This window comes from Levilactobacillus koreensis JCM 16448 (genome assembly GCF_001435525.1).
GTDB classification, from domain to species: Bacteria; Bacillota; Bacilli; order Lactobacillales; family Lactobacillaceae; genus Levilactobacillus; species Levilactobacillus koreensis.
In genome coordinates this window covers 1-20,426 of the sequence record NZ_AZDP01000017.1, presented here as the reverse complement: position 1 = coordinate 20,426, position 20,426 = coordinate 1, and the positions used below count along the sequence as shown (strand labels likewise).

Here is a 20,426-nt window from a genome sequence, read left to right as displayed (position 1 = left end):
GCTTGAGACTGTAGGAACAGTCAAAACATTCTAGTCCTTTTATGAATAAATTGGGAATAACTAACTTTTATAAACTATCAGCATCAAAAATATTCCTAAACAGATTGGATGGCGTTATTACAATGACTTGGTCACAATGGTTTGTTACCCCGACTTTAACGAGTCTGTTCTTTCTTCTCGGCGTCTTAACGCTCTACTGGTTCATTACGAATCAGATCATCGCGCTGTTAAAACGCCACGGGCGCCGACCAAATGTCGATAAGGTCCGCTCGAACGTGGGAATCATTTACATGGTCATTTTTTTAGTTGTCGTCCAGCTGAGAGTTGGGGCTACGGCCAATAGCTGGGTCTTCACGAACTTTCAAATCTTCTCGATCGTCTTCGTCAGTTACTTCTTGATGCTAGAAATCCACGTCTGGAAAATGCTCCTCGCGATTCTCTTCTTCATGGCGCTTAATCAAACGTTGGACATTGGGTTGGCGTGGATCTTCGCCGTCTTCTATATGTCCTTCTTCTACTCCATGAAGGTCGTCCGTCATCACCAGCGAAACGGCTGGACCGGTTATATTGCCTACACCCTGAGCACCTTCTTCTATTCGGCCATTTTGTGGGGAATCGTTGGCGTTCGTTTCAACCTAGATCGCAGCACACTGCTCTGGGAGCTTCTGTCGAGTATCATCATTCTGGCCGTCATGTACGTGTACGTAGATTCTCTGATGGCCAGTGCCAATACGTTGGCCCAGTTGACTTACACGACCAATTACGACGAGTTGACCCACGTGAAGAACTACTTTGCCTTTAAAAATGAACTCAACGATGCTTTCGATAAAAGTCGGAATCACCACCGACCGCTGACGCTGATGCTGTTCGATATTGATCACTTCAAACACGTCAACGACACGTATGGCCACTTGACTGGCGACTACGTCTTAAGTCACGCCGCGCAGCTTATCTCGGAACAGCTCCAACTGATCGACCCCAACCTGGTGCTCTATCGAACCGGTGGCGAAGAATTCACGATCCTCTTCAACGGCTACACGGCCGATGAGGCGCGTGAAGCCATTACGGGCATCGCACAAACGGTCCGCGAATCGCGCTTCCATCACAACAACAATGACATCGACATCAGTATTTCCGTTGGGGTCACTCAGATGCTGGGAACCGACGATAGTCAGATTGCCGTGTACAAGCGGGCTGACGATAACCTCTACTACTCTAAACAACATGGCCGCGACCAAGTGACGTTCGGCTAAATCAAAAATGCTATCCGGCAAAATTGCTGGGTAGCATTTTTTGATAATTATCTTAATTGTGCCTACTCGTTCGACGGCTGGTAAAGTAACGTTGCCCGTTTCGCCATAAACGGCTGGTGCGTAAGGCTATCACAGCTTTCACTTACCCTTACCGCAATAACCCCAGCCAATAGCCGCCGAGTCCCAGAATAAACACGCCGAGTAACAGCCATAATGGCTTCACGTGGTGCCGTAACAACCAGACGCACACCAACGTCAACATCAATGGGACCAGACCCGGCAACAGCTGATCAAGCATCGACTGTAAGGACAGGCTCGCGTGTTGACTGGACGCAATGATCGGGGCAAATTTAAGCCGAGTCCATCGCGGGACGATGGCCCCCATGACAAACATCCCCACGATGGAGGCGCCCAGTGTTAATTTCTGCAAAACGCCGCTACTCAGAAACGTCACGACCTTTAAGCCCTGTAAATACCCCCAGCGCTGAGTGGCCCAACGAAAGGTGAGTCGTGCCACGTTCCAACCAATGAAAAAGACCAGTGGTCCCACGATACCAAAGCCACTTAGCGCCAAACTAGCGGCAAAGGCACTCAGAATCGGTCGCAACGTGCCCCACCAGACCGGATCAGCAACGCCGGCAAGTGAGCCCATCATACTGATTTTGAGTGCGCGAATGTCGTTATCACTGACCCCCTTACCATTGGCATGATCTTCCTCTAAAGACAAGGTGACCCCGGTAATCAGAGATTGCATGTATGGCATAGTGTTAAAGAGTTCCAGGTGCCGTTGAGTCGCCAAAATTCGGGCTTCTTTTTCCGGATAAAGTCGGCGAATGGCCGGTACCATGAGATAGCAGAAGCCTAAATTCTGTAGGCGTGGGTAATTCCAAGCCGCTTGTTCCAGCCCAGAATGGCTGAAGACCAACAACTGATCACTCAGGGTCAGCGTTCGCAATTTTTGTTCATTTTCCACTTCACTGACCCCTTTCTTATAGATCATCCAGCTCCCGGTCCAACTCATCCTCGTCGTCTTGCGATGGGCCCGTCCCGTTATTGTGCGGCGTGTCCTTAGATTGCAGCTTAATGTACAAAATGGCTAGCCCCACACCGATCATACCCAAGGCGACCAGGCTGAGATGACCATCCGTCGCCAAGGCGAAACCGATGAAGAAAAACGGCCACAGCCGCCGCGTTGCCATCATGTTGATGACGATGGCGAAGCTGACTACGACTAGCAGACCGGCAGAAACTCGCAGACCCCCACGTAAGACTTCGGGAATTGCATAGTATCCCTGCTGAATCCAGGCCGCAGGTAGTAACATCAACAGCGCCGTGGGAATCATAACCCGCAAGCCTTGTAACGCCACACTGCTCCAGTGAAGCCAGGTGATGCGGCGTAGATTTCCTTGAGCCGCCGCGGTATCGGCCTGGGCGACTAACGGAATAATAAGTTGGCGCAATCCTCTCGTCAACCCCTGACCGATCAACGCCAAGGGAATGGCTAAGATGACGCCGGCCGCCGCTGGTAAATGGGCGGGGCCACTGACCCACCACGCCGCGACGACTGCCGCCAACGCCGGATCAGGTGCCACCGCCGTGCCAATATTCATCCAGCCTAACGTTACCAACTGCAACGCGGCCCCCAGCGCAATACCACTAACTAGGTTACCGGTCGCCAACCCAACCAGCGTACAAGCCACGATGGGTTGATGAAATTCCCATTCATCCACAACGCCCTCGATACCGGCCAAAAAGGCGACGATCAAGACACCCCAAATACTGCTCACATTGCCATCTCCTCTCTTTTGAAATATTTAGATTGTTCTACAGTACCCCTAGCAATAGTGGGCCTAAAACTAGTCAATCTGGTAGCCCCCCAGCAAGCAGAGTTCTCCCGGGCCGGGGTGCGCGACCAATCATAGTCAGTCTAAGTCGTTTGCCACAATATTAGTTATGTAAGTTTACAATCACAACCAGATCAGTCCACACTGCATGCCGCAAAAACACCCCGCTCAGGTGGGGGTGACCACCGAGTGAGGTGTTACGACAAACCCTTTTTACTTGCTAATGTTAAGAATGACTGTTGGCGGTCATTGGGCACCGTTTGCGTGTAAACGTGAACACCAGCGGCCTCAAGCTGCTTAGCCGCGGCAATATCTTCCTTACCAGCGGCGACACTGTCTGTCAGCATGGTCTTTTTCACCGTGTAGGCGAGATTTCCCACGTTGACGCCAATACCCTTAAGATCCACACCTTTGGCCACTAATTCAGCCATTTCTGGTAACGTCTCGGTCAAAACCATTGACCGGAAGCCGTCAAAGCGCGCATCGCGATAAATCTGCACCATTTTCGCTAACGTGATCACGTTGGCCTTGGCTTCTGCCGGTGCGGCCTGCGTAATCAACATTTTTCGAATCGGGTCTTGGGCAACACTGTCTGAGACGACCAAAATACGGTTCGGCCGCACAGTCTTTGTCCAAACCGTCGCAACCTGACCGTGGAGTAAGCGACTGTCCACGCGTGCGAGTTGAATTGCCATTGTCATAGTAAATCATCATCTCCTGTATCTGCCCGTAAATCCAAGTGACGAACGCCTCCCCGCGCGGTACGTTCCAAATGGGGGATCACGTCAGCCAACGATTGATCTTGAATCGACAACGCCTCGATCAGCATTGGTAAATTGAGTCCAGCAACCAAGCCATACTTGTCCGGATTCTGGGCAACAACACGACTAGCCGCATTAAAAGGCGAGCCGCCCCATAAGTCGACTAAGAAAAGCAATTCTGTGATCGGTTCCATACTTTCAATGGCCGCTTGATAGTGATTGGCCAAATCTTCGACGCTTTCGTTTGCCGCCAATGTAACGGCGAGTACCCGTTGCGCCTTTCCAAAAATCATTTCGGCACTCTGTAAAATTCCACGGGCAAATTCCCCGTGACTTGTAACGATTATGGCAAGCATGCTGCCACCCCTTCGTTCACCGCTCAACGGCGGCTTTTCGTAAAATTTAGTCCGCTTTAAATATAGCATAAAAAAGCGTTTCCAGCTACCCCAGTCAGGGATACTTTCGGGGAACGCTTCCGAATTTTCCCGTTAATTTACGCTTTCAACAGGTTCAACATCGCCTGTGGCGTCATAAAGGACACATCGGCTGTGAAATCCGTCGGCCGTTTGCCATTCCAACCAGCAAACCCAAAGGTCACGTGGGCGGCCTTAGAGGCATCCGCGTCGTAGACGGTATCGCCGACGTAAACCGTTGTTGCCGGCGTTGCTCGCAAGCGTTTCATCGCCAGTAAAATACCATCCGGAGCCGGCTTGCCGTGAGCAATATCCTCAGCAACGATGGCTTGGCTAAAGTAAGGTGCCAGACCGTGCCCCACCACATCTCGGTCAAATTCGAATTGCCGCTTAGACGTCATGACCGCTAAATTAGCACCGGCGTCCCTGAGCTTTCCTAAAGCATCTTTGACGCCCGCATAAACGGCAACGGTATCCTGGTACGGCTGCTCCTCGGTCTTGGGGGTCCACTCGGCTAAAACGCCATCAATATCCTTAATGCCTAAACGAATCAACGCATCACGACTGGGAATGCCGAAGGTCTTGGCCAGTTCGGCATACGGCCGGTTCATCCCCCGTTCGTGTAAGACTTCCTGTAATGCCTTAATGTACATGGCTTCCGTATCCAATAACGTTCCATCAATATCAAAGATAAAATTTTTAATTGTCATCGCTCAAAGCACTCCTCGATTCAGGTTATGGTGCTGGCCCAAAGAAAAAAGGCATGGTCATCTCTGACCACACCTTAGTTTAGCACGCTTGACGACAAGACTCTAATTTTGCGCAGGAACTGGTTGCTTAGCGGACGTAACTGGTGTAGATTCCACCACTTTTTCTTCCGTCTTACCAGCTACAACGTCTTCGGAGCGTTGCAGGTTCTTTAATTGCCGTACGGCTGACAACCATGATGGTACGAGGATCGCACAGGAACCTAGCCAAGCTAACGGTTCGGCGGAAACGGCCCCGGCATACCCAAAGGTCCCAACCATAAACAGTGCGGCGAAGACCCGCATAGTCAGTTCGCCGACCCCAGCCAATGTTGGCAAGACCCGCCGGCCTAACCCTTGGAGGGTGTTCCGGATAATAAACAGGACACTCAACAACAGGTAGGTGCTCCCGACGATGTTAAAGTACGTTTGGGAAAGTTGAATGACGTGTTCGTCGGCGTCCCCGATAATCAAGGTAACGATTGGCCGACCCAAGAAGATGACCAGCGCACCGGCCGAAACCGCAAACGTTCCAGACAACCACAGCGTCTTCTTGACCCCTTCTAGGATTCGTGAGTACTTGCCGGCACCAAAGTTCTGTGCGGCAAAGGTCGCCATGGTAACCCCGAAGGACGACATTGGCAATGAACAGAGTTGGTCGACCTTAGATGCAGCCGTTGACGCAGCCACGGAGTCGGTCCCTAAAGAGTTCAAAGCGGCTTGCATGACCATGGTCCCAATGGCAATGATCGACAGCTGAAAGCCCATGGGCATCCCGGTTGAAAAATGGGCCCACAGTTCCTTGGTGTCAACTTTAAAGTCCTCACGCGAGATGTGAAGTAATGGAATTGAACGAACGATGTAGGCCACACAGAGCAGTGAGGCAACGACTTGCGAGATCACGGTTGCCCACCCGGCACCAGCGACCCCCATGTGGAAGACCAAGATAAAGAGCAGTTCCAGAAAGACGTTTACGATAGTCCCGATGATCAGGAAGATCAGTGGCGTCCGGGAGTCCCCGAGTGCCCGAATAATGTTAGATAACAGGTTAAACGCCATCGAGGCAAAGATACCAGCAAAGATGGTTCGAATGAAGATTCGCGCGTTAGCATAGATGGATGCTGGCGTTTGCATTAATTTTAAAATGGGATCAACAAAGGTCAATGACAGTACCGTCAAGACAATCGTCATAATAATGGCGATAACAATGCTCGCGGCAAACGACCGCCGGACGCCCCGGTAGTCCCGTGCCCCGAAACGAGTGGCCGTGATGATGGCCAGTCCGGCAGTTAGCCCTTGAGCAAATCCGATGATTAGGAAGTTTATGGAGCCGGTTGCACCAACGGACGCAAGTGCCTTAACACCAAGGGTTTGTCCCACAACAACGGTATCGGAAACGTTGTATAATTGCTGAAATAAATTACCAATTAATAATGGAATCGTGAAGAAGAAAATAAGTTTGAGGGAGTTACCCTTGGTTAAGTCGCTCATGCGCCGACCTCCTTTAAAATTTTTGCCAAGTAATTTGACACAAGAAATATACTCTACCACCTTGGACGGCAAAAGTCAGTAAATTAGCTTGAAAAGTTTCATCTAAAAAAATTAGCCGCCCCGGCTTTAAGAAACAATCTTACTCTCTTCATAAAGATTTTTGAAGACCCATTTTGCCTGAAAACGATTGCTAGGCTAAATTGTTATCTGTTTGTCATTTAAGCGAAAATTAGTTGGCAAGATTGTTTAACTTAGGTGGTAATCATTTTCAAAAGGATGATGATTTTGCGGCTTCTGAAACTATTAAATAGAGTTTGAGAGTCTTCTCCGATATTAAGCCCCATGTTTCTTTCGAACGGCACGCTCAACCACTCACCAAATTTTTTCTATAAAACAAAAAAACACCGATCAATAATTCTGATCAGTGTTTACGGTAAATCCTGATGCGGCCAAGAAGATTCGAACTTCCACCCGGATTACCCGGACAAGATCCTTAATCTTGCGCGTCTGCCAATTCCGCCATGGCCGCATTAACTCACAAGAAATAGTATAACAAATGATTCGTCACCTGACAATATTTTTTGCAAGTTAATTCAAAATAATTTAAATTTATGCATCTGTGAGGACGGTCGCACCGTCTTGATCAAGCTCTAAAATTCGCAAGCTTCCCGGTAAATCAGCATCTGCCAGCTTTGCTCGCAATAGGGTCAATTGCGCAGAAGTTCCAAACGTCACAACGGTTGGACCGGCCCCACTCAAATAAGTTCCGGTAATTCCCAGGTCATGGGCCGCATCCCGAATCTGATTCAGCTCAGGAACCAGCTGAGACCGCGCCTGTTCATGGAACTCGTCACGCTCAATCATTTGCGAAGCCAAGTCCCAATCCTTCGTCATCAACGCTGCGACCAAGACGTTGGCCACACTGCTGGCATGAACCGCTGTCTTCAGGGAGACCTTCTTGGGGAGAGCTTCACGACTCTTTTGCGCCAATAACGTCTGTCCCGGAATAAAGACCAGGACCCGCAGATCGGGTAATGGTAATTTGATGGCATTGGCCTGGTCACCGTCGACCGTCGCCACGGCCGCCTGCCCCATCAATGCAGGGGCGACGTTATCCAGTTCGCCTCCCAATTTCACGGCCCAATTCAGCTGTTCTGGAATCGTCAAGTTCAGATCGCCTAACTCATTGGCAATCTTGATGCCAGCAATCACGGCACTTGTAGAACTGCCCAGTCCCCGCGATACTGGAATATCCGACATGACCGTCAGCTGATGTGGCTGCAGGTCTGGCTTGATCTTTAATGCCGTTTGCACCATCAGATTATGCTCATCGCGTGGAATATCGGTTCCCAACGCATGATTGACCCGCCACTCTTCTGTCTTTTCTTCGATGATCACGGTCAAGTATAGATGCAAGGCCGCTCCAATTGAATCGATACCTGGTCCCAAATTTGCTGAGGTTGCTGGGACCCGAATGATTGTTTTACCCATTCTATTTACCTCCTAGTCGTTGCTGGCCGCGTCGTCGCAATCACTGTTTTCCGCCATTGCAGTCGCCCGTGACAGCGGCCACACACCATCTTAGAAACGTCGATTCGGCGTGCCCGGTAATATTGCTGATGACAACTCGTGCAGACGTAGAGTTGCCACTGGCGTACTCTGGGTTTAGCTTTCACTGGCGCTGGCGCATATCGTAAGCCGCCGACGCGTTGTAATAATGTCTTAAATGCTGCCGTTTGGTGCTGACCGGACTGACCCGCCAAGTGGAGGTGGTAATGACACAGTTCATGTTTAATGACCCCCACTAATGTTGCTAGATCGTGTTCCGTCAACATTTTCGGGTTGATTTCGATGTTGTGACCTGTCAGTCGGTATCGGCCCCCGGTAGTCCGGAGCCGCGCATTAAACGTGGCACGATGTTGAAATGGCACGCCGAAACTCTCCTGTGAGATCTTTTCGACGAGTCGCTGTAGCTCCTGGTCAGTCATGGTGGTCAGCTCGCATCGTCAGCTGGATGCGTTGCCGATTCTCATCGACACTCAGCACCCAAACCGTCACAACATCACCAATCGTCACGACCGTGCTGGGATCGCCAACGTAATGATCAGCCAACTGCGAAATGTGAACCAGGCCATCTTGCTTCACACCAATGTCCACGAATGCTCCGAAATCGACCACGTTGCGGACCGTGCCTTGTAACTCCATCCCCGGTTTCAGGTCAGCCATGGTCAAAACGTCTTGCCGTAGCAGTGGCGCTGGCATGGTCTCTCGCAGGTCACGGCCGGGCTTCTTTAAGCCATCCAAAATATCGGCTAAAGTTGCGGCCCCCACCTGCAGACGCTCGGCCCACTGCTGTTGGTTGAGTTGGGCTAATTGCTGCTGCAACTTAGGCGTCCCAATACCATGCTGTTCATCCAACGCACCTAAAAGCTGACGAGCAGCCGGATAACTCTCGGGATGAATGTCCGTGTTATCCAATGGTTCGGTCCCACCGATGATTCGTAAAAATCCGACAGCTTGCTGATAAGCCTTGGGCCCCAGTCGCGGCACCTGTTGCAGATCTTTTCGGTTGTTAAAGGCCCCATTTTCATTCCGATAGGTCACGATATTCTGCGCAGTCGTCGCTGTTAAGCCAGAGATATGCGTGAGTAGCTCCGGACTAGCCGTGTTAACGTTGACCCCAACCTGATTGACCGCCGTTTCAACAACTCGATCCAGCTGTTCGTCTAATGCCTTTTCGGGCACGTCATGTTGGTATTGCCCGACCCCCACAGCCTTAGGGTCGATCTTGATCAGTTCAGCAAGTGGATCCTGTAACCGCCGACCGATGCTGACGGCCGAACGTTCCTCAACGTGAAAATCGGCAAACTCGGCGCGCGCGTTCGCACTGGCTGAGTAGACCGAAGCCCCAGCCTCATTGACCAACACGTAATAGACCGGGTGATCCAACGTCTTCAAGATATCACTGACAAACTCTTCAGACTCCCGACTAGCGGTCCCATTTCCAATCGCAATCATTTCGACGTGATATTTTTCGAGCAATTTTTTGAATTCTGGTGCTGCCGCGGCGCGCTTTTGGGCATTGGCTGGCTTGTGTGGGTAGATGACCTGTTTAGCTAGAAAACGGCCGTTAGGATCCATAATGGCCAACTTACAGCCGGTTCGGTACGCGGGGTCAAATCCCATCACGACCTTGCCTTTCAAGGGCGCCTGCATCAGGAGGTGATACAGATTGTTGCCAAAGACCTGAATGGCATGTGCACTGGCCTTATCCGTCAGCTGCCGTCGCAATTCCCGTTCAATCGCTGGCCCCAAGAACCGTTTGTAGGCGTCAGCAAAGGCGTCTTCCACCTTGGTCACGGCTGGTCCCTTGTGCTGACCAACTAGACGAAAATGCCCGTACTGGAGGATGGATGCCGAATCAACATTAATACTAACTGTCAAGATTTTTTCGCGTTCACCGCGATTCAAAGCCAAAATCCGGTATGGTGGCAATTGCTTTAGTGCCTGTTGGAAATCGTAGTAGGTCGCGTAGACTTGCTGTTCGTCGTTGTCAGCAGCGCCCCGTTTCAGTTTGCTGATTAGCTCGCCGTGTTGCCACGTATAACGGCGAATCCATTCACGAAAGGCCGCTTGCTCACTAAACGTTTCGGCAAGGATTTCATGAACGCCGTCCCAAACGGCCGCCTCATCGGGCAACTCCTTGGCCGGGTCGACAAAGGTTCGTGCCTTAGCCGCTAGACCACTTGCTGGAAAATGTAGCAACCAGTTGGCCAGGGGGGCTAGTCCCTTTTCACGGGCAATTGTGGCCTTTGTCCGTCGCTTTTGCTTATATGGAAGATAGAGGTCTTCTACTTGCTGCAACACCGTAGCGTGGGCCAGGCTTTGCTGCAATGCTGGTGTGAGCTTGCCCTGCTCCTGAATGATCTTTAAGACCTCTGCTCGTCGTTGATTCAACTTTGTCAGTCGGTGAGCTTCGTCCTCGATATCACGAATGGCAACTTCATCTAACGATCCGGTACGTTCCTTACGATAACGGGCAATAAATGGCACCGTATTGCCTTCATCCAATAGGGTCAACACGGCTTGAATCTGTTGCACACGATATTGACTTAGGCTCTGGTGAACTGGTTGTGCTAAATCACTCATTTTCGTTTCACTTTGTGTTGCCATGCAACCCCTCCATTATCAAATTTAAGGCTGGTGATTGGTTCGCAGTGACCGTTCATGTCACCACTTAAACTGACTCGGATACCATCCCTAAACCCCGATGCAACGTTACCCTTAGTCATTCTCACCAGCCAATTAGGTTTAACTCATATGTGCATTATACCATGATAGGCCCTGCAACCGTTGTCGGTACGCTGAGGTCTGGTCTGATTTTTTCGCATCAGATTGGGGCAAAAGAAACCGTGCGACCAGTACCGATTGGGACTAGTTGCACGGCTTCTTAATTGTACTGATGACCTCAATTACATTGGACTATTCATAATCCGTTGCGTGTTGGCGGTCACTTTTTCCATCGCATTTTCTTGCGTCTTTTCTGCGGTATCGAATACCGCTTGATCAACGGCTTGGTGTTCCACGTCAATACTGTCGGTCATTGACTGGCAAGCTTCCACGTAGACCCGGTAAGCAGCCACTAACGACTTGTGCTTGCCCAAGACGCGAACCGGCGCATCGGCTTGTTCCAGCTTATTCAAATTGACTTCATAAGCATCCGTGCCCCGTTGGAAGTTATCCGCAATCTTCTGTAAGTCAACTTGGGAAAGTTCACTCACTTTTTGATCATCAATTGCCTGCCGTAAGGTTTCAAAGTCGGCGTTCATCTTACCGGCACCCTCTTCTGTTCCCTGTAGGACACCAGAGAGGATCTGGATGTAACCCGTCATATTATTTTTTTGCGTTTTATTCTTTCGTACGTGGTTTTTCTGCATTGCTTGCTTCCTCCAAACCTTATTCTCGCCAGAAAGTATCGTAGACGTTGACTGGCAAGTGTCGCTTATGGGCGGTCTTGCGGTACCAACCTTCAATAACTTCCGCAGCGTGATCACTAACTGTCTTACCCTCTAAGTAGTCATCGATGTCGTCATAACGTACACCTAAAGCCGCTTCATCGGGCAAGGCCGGGCGATCATCTTCCAGATCAGCCGTTGGCACCTTCTTATACAGGTGTTCCGGTGCCCCGAGCAAGGATAACATTGCCGCTCCCTGCCGCTTGTCTAGCCGCCAGATTGGGCAAATGTCGGTTGCACCATCCCCATACTTGGTATAGAAGCCAGTAACAGCTTCTGCCGCATGGTCGGTACCCACAACGGCCCCGTTACGGGCACCCGCGATGGCGTACTGCGCAATCATTCGCTGACGGGCTTTAATGTTCCCTTTGTTGAAGTCACTCACGGTTTCATCGTTAGCACTCACTGCCGCCATCATGGCATCCGTTGCTGGCTGGATGTTGACGCGTTCAACCTCATCGGCCCCCATAAACTCAATTGCCATCATGGCATCGGCTTCATCGGCCTGTTCACCATAAGGCAGTCGAACGGCGATGAAGCGGTACTCGCTATCGCCAGTCTCTTGTCGCAGTTCCGTCACCGCTTTTTCACACAGAATTCCACTCAATGTAGAATCCTGCCCACCAGAAATCCCCAGCACCAATGTCTTCATAAAGTCATAACGCTTTAAATAAGACTTGAGGAAGTCGACACTTCGCCGCACTTCAGTTGCGGGATCAATGGATGGTTGCACCTTTAAAGCTTCAATAATCTCTTTTTGCATCGCACGCATGTTACCTGCCCCCTAAAATTTTTGCTCGATTATTCGGGCATCTTTTGCACGTAAGCGTGAATATCCTTGATGATGGCCATCTTGTGGTCCCAGCAATCTTGCGACAGATCAACTGGATACTTCTGCGGATTAAGATCCCGCTTATACTCCGGCCACAGGTTTGCTAACGCCCCACGCGCACGGTCCCGTACGGCGGATAACGTTGGCAGCTTGTAGACGAGCTGGCCATCTTCAAAGATAGATTGTAAAATTGGCCGAGCATTAAAGTCGTTGACCGTCTTGTTGATGTAGGTATAGCTCGGATGGAACATGAAGATGGATTCCTCATTACGTGGATCTTCATCGATCAGCGTGACGTAATCCCCTTCGGTCTTGCCGTCCGCCTTCTTAGTGATACGCCAAACCTGTTTCTTCCCTGGCGTCGTCACCTTTTCGGCATTGTTCGACAGCTTAATTGTTCCCTGCATCTTCCCCGCGTTATTTTCGATGGCAACCATCTTATAAACGGCACCTAAAGCGGGTTGATCAAAGGCCGTAATCAGTTTGGTCCCAATCCCCCAGACATCGATCTTGGCATCCTGCATCTTCAAACTCTGAATCGTCTTTTCATCTAGATCGTTTGAGGCATAGATTTTAGCGTTGGGGAAACCCGCTTCATCTAGCTTTTGCCGAACTCGTTTGGACAGGTAGGCCATATCACCAGAGTCGATTCGCACGCCTTGGAAGTTAATCTTGTCGCCGAGCTCCTTAGCCACCTTAATGGCGTTGGGCACCCCGCTACGTAACGTATCATACGTATCCACTAGGAAGACACAGTCATGGTGCGTCTCTGCGTAGGCCTTGAACGCCTGGTAATCATCGCCATACGCCTGAACTAGCGCGTGGGCATGGGTCCCGCTAATGGGAATCCCAAAGATTTTGCCGGCACGAACATTGGAGGTCGCATCAAACCCACCGATGTATGCAGCCCTAGTCCCCCAGATAGCGGCATCAAATTCCTGTGCTCGCCGAGTTCCAAATTCCATGAGGGCGTCATCACCGGCAACGGAACGGATTCGGGCCGCCTTAGTGGCAATCAACGTCTGATAGTTAATAATATTTAAAATGGCCGTTTCAACCAGTTGACAGTCGGCCAACGGACCCTCAACCTGTAAGAGAGGTTCGTGCGCGTAGACCAGTTCCCCCTCAACCGCCGAACGAATCGAGCCACGGAATTTAAAGTTGGCTAAGTAATCTAAGAAATCTTCCGGATAATCTTCAGCTTCTCGTAAATATTCAATATCGGTTTGGGAAAAATGAAGATTTTGGATATAATGAACAATGTGCTCCAAACCAGCAAAAACCGCATAACCGTTATGAAACGGCATGTCGCGGAAAAACACTTCGAAAACGGCATGCTTATCCGCAATTTTTTCTTCAAAATAGGTTTGGATCATATTGATCTGGTACGCATCCGTGTGCAGAGTGAAACTGTCATCAGGATACAAATTAGTCATAATGAGTTACTCCCTTAGCTGGTTTTCAATTATGTTCTAAAAATAATATGTCTAATCAGTTACTAACCTGTTGGTCGCCTTAACCGTCAAAACCAACGGGGCTATTTCCAGCCACCATCGTTGGTTCAATTGACCATGAAATGGATACCAATAGACTTATTTTAGCATGAAACGCGTAGAGCGTCATAGATTATTCACACAGTCACGCTGGCTTAATTAGTCTGCGTGACAATCTCGAAAGGAGTCACCTATGCAATCCACATTTCCGACCGTGACGGTCCTGGGCATCCCCTTCGTCAAGACCACAGCGGCTAACTTTATCGCCGTCTTACAACAACGAATTATGCAGAAGCAGTCGACGTTCGTCGTCACCGCTAATCCAGAGATCGTCATGTACGCGCACAATCACACTGACTATCACGATTTATTACAAAACGCCGACTTCGTCACGCCAGATGGGATCGGTATTCTGGACGGCGCTAAAATCTTAAAGCAACCACTCCCAGAACGGATTACTGGCTTTGATACCTTACAAGCACTTTTAAAATGGGGCAGTGACCAACACCGTTCTGCGTACTTCGTTGGCGCCAAACCAGCCGTCATCGATCAGTTACGAACATTACTCCCTCAGCAGTACCCAGGACTCAATATCGTTGGCCTCCATGATGGTTACTTTCAAGACGATGATGAAGTCGTTAGTGACATTCAGCGCACGCAACCTGATATGGTCTTTGCCGCATTGGGCTTTCCCAAACAGGAACAGTTCATTCGCGCCCATCGCCACGTCACCAAGGGTCTCTGGATGGGGGTCGGTGGTAGCTTCGACGTACTCGCTGGTGCCGTCGACCGGGCACCACAATTCTGGCAAGATCACCATTTAGAGTGGTTCTACCGGACCGTCAAGGAACCTAAACGCCTCAAACGAATTGCGGTGATTCCTCACTACCTACGTCTGGTGCGTCAGCAGGCCAAACGTACGCGACCTCGTGGATGATTCCCTGAGTCTTTTGAGTCATTGTTTTCCGAAACCCCAACCGTCGGTAAAACTGCTGAGCCGGGGTATTTTGGGCCAAAACCCACAAAACGACTTTACTAAATCCGGCTTGTTGCAAAGTAGCGCGGGCCTGCGTAAGTAAATCACGCCCCAAGCCCTGATGCTGGACACTTGCCAGAAGATAGATTGACCGAAGTTCACCCCAACCAATGAATTTTTCATCACGAGCTGGTCCAAACGCACAAACGCCGACCAGTTGCTGGTCATCAAAGGCCAGTAGTGTTTGGCGCCAACTCCGCTCGGGATGCCAAGCCGCCGTCGTCATTTTGGCTAACCAGGTAGCTGGTAACCACGGCCGGTACGTCTCCCGCCAAGCCGTTAGGTAAAGCTGGGCAACAGCCGCAAAATCATCATCTGGCCGTGCAAATCTAATTTGAAACATCGTTATCACCACATTTACAAGAAGTGCCCCACAGCTGGAATCTTGATTCCATATGTGAGGCACTTTTTAGCTATTTTTCCAGATAAAACTCGAAACGTTCCCCAACGTACTGGGTCCGGACGTATTCAAATGGTGTCCCATCCTGTAACGCAGTCACTTGCCGCAACCGTAGAATGGCATCACCGCGCTTAATGTTTAAGTACTCGGCGATCCGTTCGGAGGCAGACATGGCGGAAACTGTTTGTTGGGCCTTTCCCGGCGTTAACTTCTTTTTATCCTCCAACGCCCGGTAAAGCGAACTCGTTACTTCCTTTTTGCTCAACCCATCGACCAGGCTTTCAGGAACCGTGGCCACTTCAAAACAGATTGGCACATCGTCTCCGTAACGAATCCGTTCCATTCGTAACACTTGGTCGTCTTCCTTCAACTTCAGCTTTTCAGCCTCGCTCAGGGAAGGACTCATGACATGATACGAAATGGTCTTACTGGTCGGAACCTTACCTTGATTCAACATCAACTCGGTAAAGCTGGTCACCCCGGACATCTTTTCTTGGACCTTCTGGTTGGCAACATAAGTTCCAGATCCCACTTGACGTTCGAGAATTCCTTCGTCAACCAAGGTTTGAATGGCTTGCCGCAACGTCATCCGACTCACATCAAAATCTCGCGACAGTTCTCGTTCGGACGGAATTCGGTCGCCAACCGCCCACTTTCCAGCCTCAATTGCGCGTTTAATGTCATTATGAATTTGAATATAAATCGGTGAGCTCACAGCACCCAACGTCCCTTCTCAAAATAACTTCTAATTTTCTATTTCACTAATTCCTGCATGTTCCGGCCCACACTGTAGGTCGTTTCCACGTGCAAGTCACGTGTCAACAAGTTCAAGTCGGCATCGCGACCCACCACTAACTTTCCTTTTTGGGTCAAACCAAATTCCTCAGCTTGATTAACCGCACTCATCTGCACGGCATCATTCACATCGCAACCCGTAAAGTCGATCACGTTTCTAAAGGCCTCATCATAACGTAGTACAGAACCGGCTAAGTTGCCGCTCTCTAAGCGCGCTTGACGATCCTTAACGATGACCTTTTGACCACCAAGTTCACTAACGCCTTCAGGCATTCCCTTAGCCCGCATGGAATCTGTTACCAGTTCCAGACGGTGAGGACCTTTTTGCTCGTAAGCTAGCTTGATCATGTCTGGCACGATATGGAAGCCGTCACAAATCAATTCACAGTACAGATTGTCTTCTAGCATCGCATGCCCCGTAACTCCAGGCTCACGGTGCCGCAATCCCCGTTGTGCATTGTATAAATGCGTCACGTGGGTTGCCCGACTCTCTAACAACTGCTCGCGAGTTGCGTTGGAATGACCGACGGATGGCACAATGTTATTGGCTAAGCAATAGCCTTCAAAGGCCTTAGCGCCGTCATCTTCCGGTGCATACGTGATTAACTTGACCCGCTTGCCCGAGAGTTGATTCCAATGATCCAGTAACTTAACGTCTGGGTCCTTGATATATTTCTCTGGTTGAGCGCCTTTAAAGATTGCTGCAATGAATGGTCCTTCCAAGTGAATACCTTGGATCAAAGGATTCCGTTCCGCAGCGACCGCAATCCCTTGCATCGCATGGGAAATTGCATCATTCGATTGGGTCATCGTCGTTGGAAAAATTGACGTGATGCCTTCTAGTGACATCAGATTGACCATCTTATCAATCTGGTCAGCATCCCCATCCATACTATCATATCCGTAGCCACCATGGCTATGAACATCGATAAACCCGGGAACAATGGTCCGGCCCGTCACCACGTGAATTTCATCGGCAGGCCGTGGTCGAAAATCAGCCACGGGGCCTACCGCTTCAATTTGACGGTCGAATCGGATATAACCGTCAGGGATAACCTCATCCCCGGTGTAGATTTTAGCGTGCTTTAAGACAATACTCATGAGTCTCCTCCTCATCAAGATGCAGCTTCTAAGTCAACACCTTTATTATAATCGGTATAGACCAAAAAGGCAACTGACGCGGCTCTTTTTATGCCGGACCACCAGCGTCACGTTTAATCGTGGCGTCAATGCCCTTCACAACAGCCGTCATAAGTCCAGCTTCTTCCATGGCAAGTAAGCCTGCCACAGTACTACCACCCGGTGAAGCCACCTGATCGATCAAGGCAAATGGAATCTTGTCGCTCTCAAGGACCATCTTAGCCGATCCCAAAGTCGCTTGGGCCGCAATCTGCGTCGCCTGAGCCTTGGTTAACCCGTACTTCACACCGGCCCGGCTGAGACTATCAATGAAGAAGTCAATGTATGCCGGCGAACTCCCGGCCAGCGCACTGAAGACACCAAACTGATCTTCAGCTAACTCCGTGGTGGACCCAATCGTGTTAAAGACCCGTAACGCTGCGGCCAACCGGTCACCCGTTAACTGATCATTTGCAGCGATTGCAGTCATCCCCGCTTGGACTTCAACGTTAACGTTGGGTAACGTCCGTAAGATTGGGACGTTTTTCCCCACGATTCCAGCCATCTCATCCAGCGATAATCCCGCTACGATTGAAATCAGAATCTTCTTACCGCTTGCTAAACTACCAGAAATCTCTCGTAGAACGTCCGTCGCCACGTTGGGCGTCACGGCGAGGACAACCAAGTCGCTTGCCTTAGCCACCGCAACGTTACTATCAACGGCAGTCAAACCGTGAGCCGCCGCATATGGTTGATAGCTCGCTTGGCGGTGACTGTGAACCGTCACATCGGCTGGCGCAAACGTCTTGGCCGTCAGCAGACCGCCGATAATGGCTTGAGCCATACCACCAACACCAATAAACCCAATTTTCATACTCAACACCCTCTGCAGGTCGCTAGTCGACTGCATCTTCCCTTCATTTCTGTTCGGCCTCGCTACCACGCTAATCCGTATCGTTTAGTCAGTATAGCATAGTGATTCGAACAGATGTTCTTATTTACGTAAACAATATAACCTTTACCAAGATCATACAATCCTACTTTTCATCAGTCTCTGGTAAATGGGCCTTAAACCACTGATTGATCCGCCTTAAGCGTTCGATTCGCAGGTTAGGCAAGCCCGAACGGGACAATTCGTGATTTGACTGCGGGAACAAGACCAACTGCGTCTCAACCCCGGCTTCCTTTAAGCCCACGAAGAATTCCTTACCCTGCGTCGTTGGACAGCGTAGATCCTCTTCCCCATGTAGGATCAGGATCGGCGTCGTGGCTTGCTGAACGTATGCCAATGGTGAGAAGTGCCACAACACGGTGATGTCTCGCATATCTTGCTTAAGTTCCCATGGCGTAAAGAAGTAACCAATGTCACTGGTTCCGTAAAAACTGATCCAGTTTGAGATCGACCGCTGAGTCACTGCGGCCGCAAATCGCGACGTGTGGGTCTCAATCCAATTAGTCATAAATCCACCGTAAGAGCCTCCCGTCACGCAGAGCTGGGTGGGATCAATCGTCGGGTCTAATTTAAGGGCCGCATCGGTTCCTAACATCAGATCCTCAAAATCCCCTTCGCCATAATGACCGATGACGGCTTCCTCGAAGGCCTGCCCATAGCTACTGCCACCGCGTGGATTGATCGTAATGACCCCATAACCTTGACCCGCCAGATACTGTAGCTCGTGATAGAACCCATAGCCAAAGTCGACTTGCGGTCCACCGTGAACGTACAGCACGGCCGGATGATTCTTTGCTGGTGTGACGGGTGGGAAATACCAACCTTCAATCTCCCAATCTCCAGCACCCTTAAACGTAAAGCGTTGTCCGGCCACCAGTGCGTGTTTCGCTTCATACGTCGCATTGGGATTCACTAACTCTTGTTCGTCGCCACTGACCACGTCAAGGGCCTTTAAACGGCTCACACTTGTCATGGTCGACTCCGTAAAGACGACGGTCTGTTCATCGACCACACTAAAGTCACAAATGGCTCGATCACCGGTCAGTAACGGTTTAACGGTATCCGTTTTCAAACTTTGACTGACCAAATTCAAGCGACCATGCTCATTCTCAAGTAAAACAACGGTCTGATCGTCCAACCAGGCAACCCACTGACCAGAAAGACGCTGCTGACTATCGATTGCCAGCATATCGCCAACTTCCACATCCCGTGGTGCAGTCAGGTCGACCAGCTTACCGGTTGCAATCTCGGCAACCCACGCGTGGGACTGAGAAACGTTAGGAATGTGATTGTCTTGGCCCCACATCAAGACCCGCTGCCCATCCGGTGATAGCTTCCCGGCACCAAACGATCCCTCAGCAACCGCCTGATTCAACAGTCGCTCAACGGACCCATCGAAGGGATGCCAGAAAACACCGGCACTGAAGTCATGCTCATCATCTGGTATCCGTTCACAGTCGAAGACTAATCCCTTTTGGTTAGCATCGGTGATATGAAAAGAATGCTCACGTTCAAGGACGACGACCTGATCATGCGTGGTCCACTCATACCGAATCGCCTGGTAGGTCAATCCGGTTGGCAATACCCCTTGGCCGTTCGCCTGATACTGCAGTCGATCGACCACTTGCCCCGTTGGCTGGTCGCTTGGCTTAGTGGCACCAGTGGTCGTTTGAAAGTAGAGATACTGTCCGTCTGTGGTCCAAACGGGTGTCGTCACGTCCGCGTCGCCACGGGTGATCTGTTCTGGCGCCCCACCATCTAGGGGAACCAAAAATAGTTGTGCGTGGTCCCCCACCACACCCGTAAAGGCTAAGCGTTGCTTGTCAGGACTCATTGCCAGTTCATTAACGCTGACATCACTGGGACTCCATTGCCGGTGATCCCCGCCGTCCACCAAACTCACACTATCAATCGTAGCCCGGCTTAAATTTTTTTGTTGGTCTAGTTGACTTTCCAAGTAGTACACCCGTTGCCCATCACTCACTGGTTGGGCCAGTGGCCGCAGGGCAAAAAGGTCCTCAGGTTGCACGCATGTTGCCATTCATAGAACCCCACTTTCTACGTCAAATACACAAATGGTCTGGAGCAATTATTAATTTGACTTTAGCGAAGTTCCCTTGAATTGTCAATTTTTTGGCCGCGGATTTGGTAGCGAATACATCATTATCAGACCAAATAACCGCGCGGTCTCCTCTTGACCACCGATTGGTTTTGAGCGCATAAAATAAAAACCACCCGTTGAACGGGTGGTTTTCTCGAGGGCTATAAGCCCTGGG

The 20,426-nt window shown here is 50.3% G+C and carries 19 protein-coding genes and 1 tRNA gene; 2 read left to right on the top strand and 18 right to left on the bottom strand.

The features are described 5' to 3' along the window. Nucleotides 1-122 precede the first annotated feature (122 nt). Complete coding sequence (locus tag FC99_RS00910; protein WP_048732486.1) at nucleotides 123-1,253, top strand: GGDEF domain-containing protein; 1,131 nt, start codon at nucleotides 123-125, stop codon at nucleotides 1,251-1,253. A gap of 148 nt (nucleotides 1,254-1,401) precedes the next feature. Here the strand turns inward: FC99_RS00910 and FC99_RS00905 are convergent, their stop codons facing one another. The 13 genes from FC99_RS00905 to FC99_RS00845 all read right to left on the bottom strand — a co-directional run bounded on the left by FC99_RS00905 (nucleotide 1,402) and on the right by FC99_RS00845 (nucleotide 13,791). Next, a complete protein-coding gene (locus FC99_RS00905; RefSeq protein WP_235805840.1) occupies nucleotides 1,402-2,226 on the bottom strand; it encodes a PTS system mannose/fructose/sorbose family transporter subunit IID in 825 nt (274 codons plus the stop codon). A 16-nt stretch (nucleotides 2,227-2,242) separates the two neighbouring features. After that, the gene (locus FC99_RS00900; RefSeq protein WP_156166883.1) at nucleotides 2,243-3,040 is read right to left on the bottom strand and encodes a PTS mannose/fructose/sorbose transporter subunit IIC; all 798 of its coding nucleotides are present in this window, start codon (nucleotides 3,038-3,040) and stop codon (nucleotides 2,243-2,245) included. A 254-nt stretch (nucleotides 3,041-3,294) separates the two neighbouring features. Beyond that, the gene (locus tag FC99_RS00895; RefSeq protein WP_048732491.1) at nucleotides 3,295-3,798 is read right to left on the bottom strand and encodes a PTS sugar transporter subunit IIB; all 504 of its coding nucleotides are present in this window, start codon (nucleotides 3,796-3,798) and stop codon (nucleotides 3,295-3,297) included. Further along, nucleotides 3,795-4,214, bottom strand: a complete 420-nt coding sequence (locus FC99_RS00890) for a PTS sugar transporter subunit IIA (RefSeq protein ID WP_048732494.1) — start codon at nucleotides 4,212-4,214, stop codon at nucleotides 3,795-3,797. The genes FC99_RS00895 and FC99_RS00890 overlap by 4 nt, the downstream gene beginning before the upstream one ends. 137 nt (nucleotides 4,215-4,351) lie before the next feature. After that, nucleotides 4,352-4,981, bottom strand: a complete 630-nt coding sequence (locus FC99_RS00885) for an HAD family hydrolase (RefSeq protein ID WP_235805839.1) — start codon at nucleotides 4,979-4,981, stop codon at nucleotides 4,352-4,354. 102 nt (nucleotides 4,982-5,083) lie between these two features. After that, nucleotides 5,084-6,508 (bottom strand): MATE family efflux transporter, encoded by a 1,425-nt coding sequence (locus tag FC99_RS00880; RefSeq protein ID WP_048732496.1) that lies wholly within the window; start codon nucleotides 6,506-6,508, stop codon nucleotides 5,084-5,086. 444 nt (nucleotides 6,509-6,952) lie between these two features. Further along, nucleotides 6,953-7,037: transfer RNA gene (locus FC99_RS00875), tRNA-Leu, on the bottom strand. An 80-nt stretch (nucleotides 7,038-7,117) separates the two neighbouring features. Further along, complete coding sequence (gene thrB / locus FC99_RS00870; RefSeq protein ID WP_048732498.1) at nucleotides 7,118-7,999, bottom strand: homoserine kinase; 882 nt, start codon at nucleotides 7,997-7,999, stop codon at nucleotides 7,118-7,120. A gap of 5 nt (nucleotides 8,000-8,004) precedes the next feature. Further along, complete coding sequence (locus FC99_RS00865) at nucleotides 8,005-8,496, bottom strand: SprT family protein (protein WP_048732500.1); 492 nt, start codon at nucleotides 8,494-8,496, stop codon at nucleotides 8,005-8,007. Further along, a complete protein-coding gene (locus FC99_RS00860; protein WP_048732502.1) occupies nucleotides 8,489-10,681 on the bottom strand; it encodes a Tex family protein in 2,193 nt (730 codons plus the stop codon). Before FC99_RS00860 ends, FC99_RS00865 begins: the two co-directional genes overlap by 8 nt. Before the next feature lie 299 nt (nucleotides 10,682-10,980). Next, nucleotides 10,981-11,445 (bottom strand): hypothetical protein, encoded by a 465-nt coding sequence (locus FC99_RS00855; protein WP_048732504.1) that lies wholly within the window; start codon nucleotides 11,443-11,445, stop codon nucleotides 10,981-10,983. A gap of 19 nt (nucleotides 11,446-11,464) precedes the next feature. Continuing rightward, nucleotides 11,465-12,295, bottom strand: a complete 831-nt coding sequence (nadE, locus tag FC99_RS00850) for an ammonia-dependent NAD(+) synthetase (RefSeq protein WP_048732506.1) — start codon at nucleotides 12,293-12,295, stop codon at nucleotides 11,465-11,467. 29 nt (nucleotides 12,296-12,324) lie between these two features. After that, a complete protein-coding gene (locus FC99_RS00845; protein ID WP_048732508.1) occupies nucleotides 12,325-13,791 on the bottom strand; it encodes a nicotinate phosphoribosyltransferase in 1,467 nt (488 codons plus the stop codon). 250 nt (nucleotides 13,792-14,041) lie between these two features. Here FC99_RS00845 and FC99_RS00840 point away from each other — a divergent pair, with 250 nt between their 5' ends. Continuing rightward, entirely contained in the window at nucleotides 14,042-14,785 is a 744-nt protein-coding gene (locus FC99_RS00840) for a WecB/TagA/CpsF family glycosyltransferase (RefSeq protein ID WP_048732510.1), read from the top strand. On the opposite strand, the gene FC99_RS00835 is transcribed toward FC99_RS00840, so the two are convergent. The 5 genes from FC99_RS00835 to FC99_RS00815 all read right to left on the bottom strand — a co-directional run bounded on the left by FC99_RS00835 (nucleotide 14,709) and on the right by FC99_RS00815 (nucleotide 20,191). Further along, nucleotides 14,709-15,227, bottom strand: a complete 519-nt coding sequence (locus tag FC99_RS00835) for a GNAT family N-acetyltransferase (protein WP_056986446.1) — start codon at nucleotides 15,225-15,227, stop codon at nucleotides 14,709-14,711. The genes FC99_RS00840 and FC99_RS00835 overlap by 77 nt on opposite strands. A 70-nt stretch (nucleotides 15,228-15,297) precedes the next feature. Further along, nucleotides 15,298-15,999 (bottom strand): GntR family transcriptional regulator, encoded by a 702-nt coding sequence (locus FC99_RS00830; protein ID WP_048736252.1) that lies wholly within the window; start codon nucleotides 15,997-15,999, stop codon nucleotides 15,298-15,300. Between the two features lie 38 nt (nucleotides 16,000-16,037). Then, nucleotides 16,038-17,180: an N-acetylglucosamine-6-phosphate deacetylase gene (gene nagA, locus FC99_RS00825; RefSeq protein WP_048732511.1), complete on the bottom strand. Its 1,143-nt coding sequence runs from the start codon at nucleotides 17,178-17,180 to the stop codon at nucleotides 16,038-16,040. 88 nt (nucleotides 17,181-17,268) lie between these two features. Then, nucleotides 17,269-18,072: a pyrroline-5-carboxylate reductase gene (proC, locus tag FC99_RS00820; protein ID WP_048732512.1), complete on the bottom strand. Its 804-nt coding sequence runs from the start codon at nucleotides 18,070-18,072 to the stop codon at nucleotides 17,269-17,271. A 163-nt stretch (nucleotides 18,073-18,235) separates the two neighbouring features. Further along, nucleotides 18,236-20,191: a S9 family peptidase gene (locus tag FC99_RS00815; RefSeq protein ID WP_048732515.1), complete on the bottom strand. Its 1,956-nt coding sequence runs from the start codon at nucleotides 20,189-20,191 to the stop codon at nucleotides 18,236-18,238. Nucleotides 20,192-20,426: the final 235 nt, after the last annotated feature.

Excerpts from the sequence above, each read along its gene's own strand:
- FC99_RS00910 (WP_048732486.1), top strand. The coding sequence starts at position 123 with ATGACTTGGTCACAATGGTTTGTTACCCCGACTTTAACGAGTCTGTTC.
- FC99_RS00895 (WP_048732491.1), bottom strand. The coding sequence starts at position 3,798 with ATGACAATGGCAATTCAACTCGCACGCGTGGACAGTCGCTTACTCCAC.
- FC99_RS00890 (WP_048732494.1), bottom strand. The coding sequence starts at position 4,214 with ATGCTTGCCATAATCGTTACAAGTCACGGGGAATTTGCCCGTGGAATT.
- FC99_RS00885 (WP_235805839.1), bottom strand. The coding sequence starts at position 4,981 with ATGACAATTAAAAATTTTATCTTTGATATTGATGGAACGTTATTGGAT.
- FC99_RS00880 (WP_048732496.1), bottom strand. The coding sequence starts at position 6,508 with ATGAGCGACTTAACCAAGGGTAACTCCCTCAAACTTATTTTCTTCTTC.
- thrB (WP_048732498.1), bottom strand. The coding sequence starts at position 7,999 with ATGGGTAAAACAATCATTCGGGTCCCAGCAACCTCAGCAAATTTGGGA.
- FC99_RS00865 (WP_048732500.1), bottom strand. The coding sequence starts at position 8,496 with ATGACTGACCAGGAGCTACAGCGACTCGTCGAAAAGATCTCACAGGAG.
- FC99_RS00860 (WP_048732502.1), bottom strand. The coding sequence starts at position 10,681 with ATGGCAACACAAAGTGAAACGAAAATGAGTGATTTAGCACAACCAGTT.
- FC99_RS00855 (WP_048732504.1), bottom strand. The coding sequence starts at position 11,445 with ATGCAGAAAAACCACGTACGAAAGAATAAAACGCAAAAAAATAATATG.
- nadE (WP_048732506.1), bottom strand. The coding sequence starts at position 12,295 with ATGCGTGCGATGCAAAAAGAGATTATTGAAGCTTTAAAGGTGCAACCA.
- FC99_RS00845 (WP_048732508.1), bottom strand. The coding sequence starts at position 13,791 with ATGACTAATTTGTATCCTGATGACAGTTTCACTCTGCACACGGATGCG.
- FC99_RS00840 (WP_048732510.1), top strand. The coding sequence starts at position 14,042 with ATGCAATCCACATTTCCGACCGTGACGGTCCTGGGCATCCCCTTCGTC.
- FC99_RS00835 (WP_056986446.1), bottom strand. The coding sequence starts at position 15,227 with ATGTTTCAAATTAGATTTGCACGGCCAGATGATGATTTTGCGGCTGTT.
- nagA (WP_048732511.1), bottom strand. The coding sequence starts at position 17,180 with ATGAGTATTGTCTTAAAGCACGCTAAAATCTACACCGGGGATGAGGTT.
- proC (WP_048732512.1), bottom strand. The coding sequence starts at position 18,072 with ATGAAAATTGGGTTTATTGGTGTTGGTGGTATGGCTCAAGCCATTATC.
- FC99_RS00815 (WP_048732515.1), bottom strand. The coding sequence starts at position 20,191 with ATGGCAACATGCGTGCAACCTGAGGACCTTTTTGCCCTGCGGCCACTG.